The 9,604-nt window shown below is 35.2% G+C and carries 7 protein-coding genes and 1 pseudogene; 7 read left to right on the top strand and 1 reads right to left on the bottom strand.

Going from position 1 to position 9,604, the window contains the following annotated elements; all coding sequences use genetic code 11:
• The 3 genes and pseudogenes from C9J35_RS25165 to C9J35_RS24875 form a co-directional block, all read left to right on the top strand.
• The coding region (locus tag C9J35_RS25165) for a YbfB/YjiJ family MFS transporter (protein ID WP_235616309.1) at positions 1-1,223 on the top strand (1,223 nt) is incomplete at its 5' end.
• A gap of 212 nt (positions 1,224-1,435) precedes the next feature.
• Positions 1,436-2,197: a class I SAM-dependent methyltransferase gene (locus C9J35_RS13505; protein ID WP_235616308.1), complete on the top strand. Its 762-nt coding sequence runs from the start codon at positions 1,436-1,438 to the stop codon at positions 2,195-2,197.
• 34 nt (positions 2,198-2,231) lie between these two features.
• Positions 2,232-2,749, top strand: a pseudogene (locus C9J35_RS24875) (DUF6886 family protein).
• 213 nt (positions 2,750-2,962) lie between these two features.
• Here the strand turns inward: C9J35_RS24875 and C9J35_RS24220 are convergent.
• Positions 2,963-3,226: an NUDIX hydrolase gene (locus C9J35_RS24220; RefSeq protein WP_235616305.1), complete on the bottom strand. Its 264-nt coding sequence runs from the start codon at positions 3,224-3,226 to the stop codon at positions 2,963-2,965.
• 584 nt (positions 3,227-3,810) lie between these two features.
• Here C9J35_RS24220 and C9J35_RS13490 point away from each other — a divergent pair.
• The 4 genes from C9J35_RS13490 to hblD all read left to right on the top strand — a co-directional run bounded on the left by C9J35_RS13490 (position 3,811) and on the right by hblD (position 9,587).
• Positions 3,811-4,266, top strand: a complete 456-nt coding sequence (locus tag C9J35_RS13490) for a 2-thiouracil desulfurase family protein (protein WP_107924913.1) — start codon at positions 3,811-3,813, stop codon at positions 4,264-4,266.
• 529 nt (positions 4,267-4,795) lie between these two features.
• Positions 4,796-5,839, top strand: coding sequence for a Fic family protein (locus tag C9J35_RS13485; RefSeq protein WP_107924912.1), 1,044 nt, complete (start codon positions 4,796-4,798; stop codon positions 5,837-5,839).
• Positions 5,840-6,967: 1,128 nt separating this feature from the next.
• On the top strand, positions 6,968-8,287 hold the full coding sequence (gene hblC, locus C9J35_RS13480; RefSeq protein WP_107924911.1) for a hemolysin BL lytic component L2: 1,320 nt from the start codon (positions 6,968-6,970) through the stop codon (positions 8,285-8,287).
• A gap of 55 nt (positions 8,288-8,342) precedes the next feature.
• Positions 8,343-9,587 carry a hemolysin BL lytic component L1 gene (gene hblD / locus C9J35_RS13475; protein ID WP_107924910.1) on the top strand — a complete coding sequence of 415 codons (1,245 nt, stop codon included), beginning with the start codon at positions 8,343-8,345 and terminating at the stop codon, positions 9,585-9,587.
• Positions 9,588-9,604: the final 17 nt, after the last annotated feature.

The following is a 9,604-nucleotide window of genomic DNA, read 5'->3' as shown; positions in this document are numbered from 1 at the left end:
AGATGTGTATAAGAGACAGGATGAATCGTCAGCACATAGGAATTTTATTTGGCGGAGTACTACTACTAGTTGTAGCGATGGGGATAAGTCGTTTTGCTTTCACACCGATACTCCCGTTTATGCGCCATGATGCAGGTTTTTCGTTGGAAGTGGCAGGGTTTTTAGCATCCAGTAATTATATTGGCTATTTTATAGGAGCCTTATGGGCTGGATTCATTTATCGACATAGAAAGAATATTTTACTGCTGAGTGTCGTCTTGAATGTGCTGTCAGTTGTGCTAATGGGAATGATTGAAATATACATGGTGTGGCTTGTTCTGCGTTTGATTGCAGGCATCACAGGGGGACTTATCTTTGTGTTAACATCGAGCATTATTATGGATTATTTGGCGAAGCAATCGTTAACACGCTGGTCTGGCTATTTATTTAGCGGTATCGGGCTGGGCATTGCTATTTCAGGTTTACTAGTGCCTTACTTTGAAGCGCGTTTTGCTTGGCAAGGTACTTGGATAGGTTTAGGTATTTTATCGGCACTATTTTTCATCATTACGTTCGTGCTATGGAGAAACTTACACGTTCATGATGGCATGAAGGTCAAGAAATCCTATGAAACAAAAATGTCACGAGGTTTTATGCCATGGCTCATTGCTGCATATGGCTTCGAGGGGCTAGGCTATATCATCACAGGTACTTTTTTAGTGGATATTATTCATAATATTCCCTCATTACAAGCCTACTCTTCCTACAGTTGGGTCATCGTCGGTGTAGCAGCAATCCCTTCAGCACCTGTGTGGACCGTATTATTAGAGAAGTTTTCGGCCATCAAAATGTTGTATGTGGCGTATATATTCCAAGTAGTTGGTATCCTGTTACCCGTATTTTCACAAACAGTGTGGAGCGTATTATTGTCGTCCTTTTTATTTGGTCTAACATTTGTTGGCATCGTGACGGTAACAACTGCTTATGCACGGCAGCTATTTCCAACTCAAAGTGGAGCCGTTGTTTCCTTACTAACAACGTTCTATGCATTTGGACAAATTATCGGACCAATTATCGCAGGCAAGCTAGTTGCAGTTTACAGTAGCTACAAAGCAGCCCTCATATTTGCAGGAGCCATTATCTTGGTTGCATTGATGGTTATGCTATGTGGTAGATGGATAACTGGTAAGCGTCTGGCAACACTAGAAAAAACAATTGCTATTGACACACAATCTAGTCCTTAGTTGGCTAGAGAGCCATTATAGTTAGACCAATTTGAAAAGCCAGAAATCCGATTATGGATTTCTGGCTTGATTTTTTCTTAAAGATGGCGTGCCTCTATCTACATGATATAAAAAAATAAATTATAAGTCTAGTTCTTTTTTTTTGAATATGAAAAAATAAGGGTGTGCACAAGAAACGTAATGTTACGATTAAGTAGAAAAGAGGGCGTACTATGGAAAAAAAAATGACAACTGACGAGGCCATTAAGCGTTGGAATCGCCATGCAGAAAGTTTCACAGCAAGCTATGATGAGCATGGTGGCATTCACCGTGAGGTACTGTTAAATCCAGCGATTTTTTCATTGCTAGACAATGTACAAGGAAAAAAGCTCTTAGATGCAGGATGTGGAGAGGGCTATCTAAGCAGAATACTTGCTAAACAAGGAGCTATGATGACTGCCGTTGATTATGCCGAAAAGATGATCGAAATTGCCAAAGAAAGGACGACGAGTAAGGAGGCTATTGTCTATAAACAGGGGAATTGTGAGAAGCTCGATTTTTTAACGGATGCACAATTCGATATGATTGTCTCGAATATGGTACTGCAAGATTTGGAAAATTACGAGGCAGCATTAAGCGAGATGTACCGTCTTTTAAAACAAGGAGGTTCTTTTATTTTTTCAATTCTTCATCCATGTTTTATCACACCTAATAGTGGATGGGAGCGAAATGAGCAAGTGAATAAACAATATTGGAAGGTCCAGCGTTATTTCTATGAAGGCGTATATGATCAAAGACTCCCAATAGATTCAGATGAAAAGATTGTATTTTATCATCGAACATTAACGAGCTATATAAAAGCCATTATCAAAATAGGGTTTACGTTGGAAGACGTTATTGAGCCTATGCCTTCTAAGGAAATGCTAGGTAAGTATCCTCAATTCGAAGAGGATCTACACTGTGCGGATTTCATCGTGTTCAAACTAAGAAAATAGAGGTAAGAATATATAGTTCAAGGGGGTAGGCCATGTGCGGATTTTCCATGTAAGTGAAGAAAGTGATATACAAGTGTTTCAGCCCCGAGTGCCTACTCGAACGGATTTAGATTTCACGAAAGGACTTGTATGGGCTATAGATGATAAATGTTTACCTAATTTTTTAACAGAAATTGTCCTCGTGTTTGCTTTCATAGTGGTGCAAACACTACTGAAATAGATAAACGAACATATCTAACGTCAACATCATGTACACATGTAGTCGTTATAGAAAAGAAATGGTTTACTAGAATGAAAAATACTAAATTATTTTTGTATGAATTTGATATCAAGCAATTCACACTACAGGATGAAAATGCAGGCTACTATGTAAGTGAAACAACACAAACACCTATCGCCAAATTTGAAGTGGTTGATCTCTTGCAAGAACAAATTAAACGAAATGTTGAATTACGTTGCGTCGATAACTTGTGGGGTATTTATGATGATATGCAAAAAACAGCGTTCAATTGGTTTATGTGTAGAATGCATTTTGCCCAGCCAAGGATATAAAATCTGGGGAATTTTTTAGCTACTGCAAGTATTGCAAATCAAAAGGCTGTTCCAAAAAGGAAATGCTTTGAAGTAATCTATTATGTCTTGCTGTAAAGGTAAAAATCCGTAATAGTCTTCTGCGAATCATATCGTTGAAAACGAAGCGGATTTTTACCATTTATGAAGAAAGGCGTAATTGTAGAAGCCTTGCTGTTTTTCTGAACGAAATAGTCAAAGCTGTTGTAATGGAGCGGTTGTAAACCCTAACAATGTATAGGTAAACTTGTATTCGTAGTTGATGGATCCATTCAGCATAATTGGTAAATAATATTTAACATCGGCTATACCTAAATTGTTGGGATGGTGTATCCATGATATATCCTTCCAATCAAGAATTCCTTCATCAACTTTAATAGGGGTATTGTATAGATATGATTGTGATAACTCAGCAATAATAGCATACGTATCACCTAAATAGTTGCTTCGTCTGTCCAAGTCACCTTTCCTCTGTATGTTTCACTTGCAATTTTGATAGGTGTTTCCTCTCTGATTTCTCGAAAGGCACAAACTAGCGGTGTTTTGTCTTTTTCAATATTTCCACCTAGCCATTTCAAACGCCCCTCTATGCCGGAAAATCCCTATTTAGCAATAAAATTTTACACTCATTTGAATAAAACCAATCGTAGAGTCAACTATGTTTTTTCCAGCTTTTCATGTTATGTAGTTAAACTGAAGAAGTATCCATAGCCTAGTGGATGTAAGCTTTACTTAGTTCGAAGGAGTAATACTTTATTTTGATTTTGTTAGCATTAATTATAACAAAATAGTAGAACAAGCCGATAAACGGGTTGTGCTATTAATATAGTTTATCATTTGAATAAGCCTGTAAATTTCTATTGCACCTTACAAAAATATTTCTACAATTAATGGTTGAAGTATCCCAATCGTTAATAAAAGAGTTGGGGAAGGAAGCATTCAGATCAATATGAAAGTTTGTGTCACAAGCTGTTGACGGATTTTTAGTTAAAGTAGATGAAACGTACTACATAACTAGAGTGATAAGGAAATGAGGTGCATGTATGATTTTAATAAGTGCTTGTTTAGCAGGGTTAAAGGTTCGGTATAATGGGACAGATAGTTTAGACGAAAAAATCAAACGGCTTGTGAGAGAAAATGCGGCTGTGACGGTGTGTCCCGAATTAATGGGCGGCTTTTCTACACCACGAGAACCAGCTGAAATTGTTGGAGGAGACGGCGAAGACGTCCTAAACGGTAAAGCGTTTGTGTTAGAAAAATCTGGTCGGGATGTAACAGAACTGTACGTAAAAGGTGCCTACGCGACATTACAGAAAGCAAAAGAAGTAGGCGCTACTACAGTCATATTAAAAGAGTATAGTCCTTCATGTGGGAGTGCTGTGATTTATAGCGGTGATTTTAGTAGCACAAAATTAGTTGGAGTAGGTGTTACGACTGCCTTACTTAGAAGAAATAATATAACAGTGCTGTCAGAAGAAAATTATAGTGTTTTTAATTGAATAAATGAATGAAAAATCAATCGCAACTTCTAATTTGCGAACTAATTGTTCTTGGGAACCACTTGATCAATCGGCGTCATTTTAAGTTGTTCGTTCATTTTGTAAGTTTTTCGACATCATCGCACAACACGTCTTAATTCCTTAGAGAGCAAAAAGCAAGAAGACTCCTGCGCCAAGCGAGTGGCTTTTTCTGGACTTGATTTATCTTACTTTCTACAGTCTAATTGACTATAATTATGTCTTTTTTCACATCGTCCTTTAAGGGAATAATTACACATTCTAAAATGTATAGGTCTATTTATTAATTTTTGTGACATTTTAATATTCAAACGAATTTGCCGATAAGAATTATGCGTATTTATCTCACACTAGTGCTACATTTATACCCTGAATTAACAAATACAGAATAATAAACGATATTATTTTTGGCATTTTTGTTTAATTTAGTGAAGATTCGCATTTGAAAATAATACTATGTATGATTGTAACAAAGGAAAAGCAAAATGATTTCCCAGAAAGGAGGAACAAAATGAGAAATTTTTTCGAAGACCAGTACATAAATAGTGAGCAACAACTTATAAACTTAGTTAGTGAAATTAGTGAATATAAAGGAAAGTTGACCGCTTACCAAGAGCAAAGACCTGATATATTCACAAGGCTTGAAAAAGCTATACCCCTACACTACATAAAAAACTATATTTCAGTTTATGAGGATATAAAAGTTTCAAATAAGCGATTAAAAGAACTTATTTTAGATGATATGATACCCCAATCAATTTCGGAAGATGCGATATTTTGTTATTATGAAACCCTGACGCTTGTACATAAAAAATCTTGTACTTTTTCTATTTGTCCAGATACTATACAAGAATTGCATTTTCAATTAATTCATTTTAATACCTCTGACAGTGCAAAATGGCGCCAAAAGCCATTTTCTATCCCAGGAATTCCTGAAAAAGGGATGCACACGATTTTTTATCGTCCTCTTCCACCTGAAAATATTCCAATGGCTGTAGAACAATTATGCAACCAGTACAATTTATTAAACTGTAAAAAAGAGATACCTACACTTCTATTGATAGCTCGTTTTATATTGAATCTTTATTGTATTATCCCTTTTAGTCAAGGTAATGGTAGATTAACACTTATGTTAATGCAATTACTATTAGTCAAAAGCGGACATACATTTGTAAAATATGTTTGTTTAGATGAATATATAAAGAATAGAGAGTCAGAATACTATGAAGCCATCTATAAATCATCGGTTAATTGGTACTGTAATGGGCATAATACTAGCTTCTGGTTAAAAAATTTCTTAACTATTATTTTAGAGGCTTATAAAAATCTACATAACAGAGTACTGGATTCTATATGTAGGCATACGAAGATAGAGCGAATTCAGAATTTTATTCATAATCAAAAACAACCTTTTACAAAAGAATGCATTCGTAGCATTTATCCAGATATAGCCGAAAGTACAATTAGTAAAGCTTTATCTGATTTGCAATTAGTAGGTGAAATTAAACTTATTTCAAAAGGGAGAAATGCGCGCTGGATGAAAGTCCAATCTTGAAGTGAAAGGACCGCACAATTCATTTGAGCATAGCCTTTGCATGCATTCTTTGAAACACACAAAATTTAAGAGGATCTACTCGGTTACTTAGAGAGGGTATAGTATGGACGGATTAGTTTACACGTCCGTCCCTTTAATATACATAACTTAAAAATTACTTCATGTAGAAGTTAAAAATAACGCTAATTTGAAAAGCTGGAAAATCATTTGTATGGGCGATTCCGTACATGGATATCAAGCATATGCAGATATGATGTACAAAAATTTGTTACAGATTTAGTGATTGAACATGCGAATAAACGAAAGAGATTAAAGATGGTGGTATGTTTTAATCAGCGTCTACTAAACACCTAAAATCTAAGAACCAATTGCCAATCGATAATCGGCAATTGGTTCTTTATTTTTCTTTGTTTCTAGTGATTCTCGAGGCTTTGAAACTGAAAAAACTACTTAGATTTTTTGAAATGTACTTGGCTAAGTTATGAACGTTGTTTTTTAAAATCAATTATTTCCTGTTGAATCAACAGCTCTAAATTAGCAACTTACCTGTAACTTTCACATATGTTGTCAGCTCTTTACAAACAGTTCCTTTGTTAGAAAGTTATAACTTGGCTCCTCTGCTCCATACTGATGGATCCAACACATAACTGATATATGACTCAAGGGAAGTTGTATTGTAGGTACCTCTTACAGTTAATTTAATCATATCAGGTAGATAATATTTTTATTTGTTATCCAAACCAAATACGTCCTGTCTAGAGTAATTACTAGCAGTAACGCTAAATTCATTTCAGTTTCCCTAGTTTTTACACTAGAACTAAAAATATGTCATTTTTCTAGCTTCTATCTCATAATTTTCCACAAATTATGACATATTTAAATTGATTTTGTTCATATTAATCTATTTTAAAATCAAAATAACAGTGAAAATAATCTATTTTGTACATAAAATAGATTATTTTCACTGTTGTTTGCCAAAAAATGTGAATATATCTAAAATTTACATCATAGGAAAACGTTATTCCAAGCAGAGCTTTTCCTAAAACTATCAGTATATTGGGGTGCTCAAAATGTGTAAGAAATCGACTAAATTTTTATGATGAAAATTATACAGGGGAGGTAAACACAATGAAAAAGAAAATAATTACAGGATTGATGGTTACATCCATAGTTGCTTCGGGAGTTCTTCCTATTCATACTTTTGCAACGCCTATAGTGCAAGCAGAGATTCAAGAAGAGAACATAGCTCTTTCCTCATCATTAAGAAAATTAGGTGCACAATCTAAATTGATTCAAATGTATATAGACCAAGCTTTAATGAAACCTAATGTTCAGTTAGCGGAAGTACCAGCTTTAAATACAGCGCAATTCCTCATCAAACAAGATATGAAAGAATGGTCATCGGAACTTTATCCAAAATTAATACTCCTAAATTCAAAAAGTAAAGGATTTGTCACAAAATTTCATAGCTATTATCCAACATTAAAAGGATTTGTAGACAATCAGGAAGATAAAGAAGGTTTCCTGGATAGGCTGGAAGTCCTTGAAGAAATGATGATGACAAACCAAGACAACGCGCAACTCCAAATCAATGAGTTAACAGATCTAAAATTACAGCTCGATAAAAAGCTTAAAGAGCTCGATACTGATGTGACAAAAGCGCAGGGGATACTAAGTGCAGAGGGAACAGGGAAAATAGACAAGCTTAAAGATGAATTACTAGCTACTCAAAAATCTATTCAACATAATTTACAGCAAATAGCATTGGTACCAGGAGCCTTAAATGAACAAGGCCTTAAAATATTCCAAGAAATTTATAGTCTTTCAAAAGATATTCTTGAACCAGCTGCTCAAACAGCGGCAGCAGCGTATAACAAAGGAAAAGAAATTAACAACGCTATTTTAGAAGCAGAGAAAAAAGCAGAGCAAGAAGCAAAAGACAAGGGTATGTCTGCTCTAGAGATTGAAGCTGCCAAAAAAGAAGCGCGTGAAGCAATTGAGAAAAACAAACAAGGTGAAATTGCTGCAGCTGCAGCTACAAAAACGAAAGAGTACGACCTGATGAAAGCAATTGACCCAGAAAAAATCAAAAAAACATTTAGTACCTTTGCTGAAGTAAATAAACTAATGGCGGAACAGCGAGCATATTTAGATGATTTAGAGAAGCAAAACCAAAAATTATATGACCTAACAACGAAACTAACAATAGCAGATTTACAACAATCTATGCTTCTTCTTGTGCAACATGATTTGCATACATTTGCTAACCAAGTGGAGGTAGAACTTGACCTAATGAAACGCTATAAAGAAGATTTGAATCTTATGAAAAATAGTATCTCAACGTTATATAAGGATGTTGATACTACTAGCAATCAGTCTCAAAAAGATACATTAAGACGATTAAAAAATGTCATAAGTCAACTTGAGGAACAGGTGAATAAATTTTAATCGTTAGCATTTGAGAAAATTATATTGACCTATCGAAAAATTGGGAGGAAAAAGTATGAAAAAATTTCCATATAAAGTGTTGACCGTGGTCACTCTAGCAACGGTTATAACTGCCACTAACAGTAATTCTATTCATGCTCTTGCACAAGAACAGAACGTTCAAGTACAGATTGCTCAAGAACAAAAAAACGGGAATTATGAACTAGGACCAGAAGGATTGAAGAAAGCGTTGGCTGAAACAGGATCTCATATTCTTGTGATGGATTTGTACGCGAAAACAATGATTAAACAACCGAATGTAAATCTATCTAATATTGATTTAGGTTCAGAAGGGGGAGATTTAATTAAAAATATTCACCTAAATCAGGAGCTATCTCGAATCAATGCAAATTATTGGTTAGATACAGCGAAACCAAAGATTCAAAAGACAGCGCGTAATATTGTCAATTACGATGAACAATTTCAGAATTATTACGACACATTAGTAGATTTTGCACAAAAGAAAGATAAGGAAGGCCTAAAAGAAGGCATAAGTGATTTAGTCAGTACAATTGATATAAATTCAAAAGAAGTGACAGAAGTCATTAAGATGTTAGAAGCTTTCAAAACAAAATTGTATACAAATACTATAGATTTTAAAAATAATGTGGGTGGTCCAGATGGCAAGGGTGGGTTAACCGCAATATTGGCGGGAAAACAAGCTCTGGTTCCACAACTGCAAGCTGAAATTGAGCAACTACGTGCTACTCAGCAAGCACATTTTGACAATGTATTAGCATGGTCAATTGGTGGTGGATTGGGAGCGACTATTTTAGTTATTGGCACTATTGCGGGAGGGGTCGTAATTGTTGTGACTGGTGGTACTGCGACACCAGTTGTTGTGGGTGGCCTTACAGCTCTCGGTGCAGCAGGCATTGGTTTAGGTACAGCAGCTGGTGTTGTGGCGTCTAGTCACATGAACGCCTATAACGAAATTTCACATAGAATCGGAGAATTAAGCATGAAAGCCGATCTTGCTAATCAAGCGGTTATTTCACTTACTAACACAAAAGACACTCTGACATATCTGTATCAGACAGTAGATCAAGCGATAATGTCTCTAACAAATATTCAACTTCAATGGCATACAATGGGGGCAAATTATAAAGATTTATATGATAATATCGATCAAATGCAAGACCATAAGCTCTCTTTAATACCTGATGATTTAAAAGCAGCCAAACAAAGCTGGAATGATATCCATAAAGATGCAGAGTTTATTGCAAAAGACATTGCTTTTACACAAGAACTAACGAATTAAAAATAGATAGGAGGAAT

It is taken from the genome of Lysinibacillus parviboronicapiens (genome assembly GCF_003049575.1).
Lineage (GTDB): Bacteria > Bacillota > Bacilli > Bacillales_A > Planococcaceae > Lysinibacillus > Lysinibacillus parviboronicapiens.
Note: the sequence above shows the minus strand (reverse complement) of the source record. Positions and strands in the feature narration are given on the sequence as shown.

Excerpts from the sequence above, each read along its gene's own strand:
- C9J35_RS13505 (WP_235616308.1), top strand. The coding sequence starts at position 1,436 with ATGGAAAAAAAAATGACAACTGACGAGGCCATTAAGCGTTGGAATCGC.
- C9J35_RS13490 (WP_107924913.1), top strand. The coding sequence starts at position 3,811 with ATGATTTTAATAAGTGCTTGTTTAGCAGGGTTAAAGGTTCGGTATAAT.
- C9J35_RS13485 (WP_107924912.1), top strand. The coding sequence starts at position 4,796 with ATGAGAAATTTTTTCGAAGACCAGTACATAAATAGTGAGCAACAACTT.
- hblC (WP_107924911.1), top strand. The coding sequence starts at position 6,968 with ATGAAAAAGAAAATAATTACAGGATTGATGGTTACATCCATAGTTGCT.
- hblD (WP_107924910.1), top strand. The coding sequence starts at position 8,343 with ATGAAAAAATTTCCATATAAAGTGTTGACCGTGGTCACTCTAGCAACG.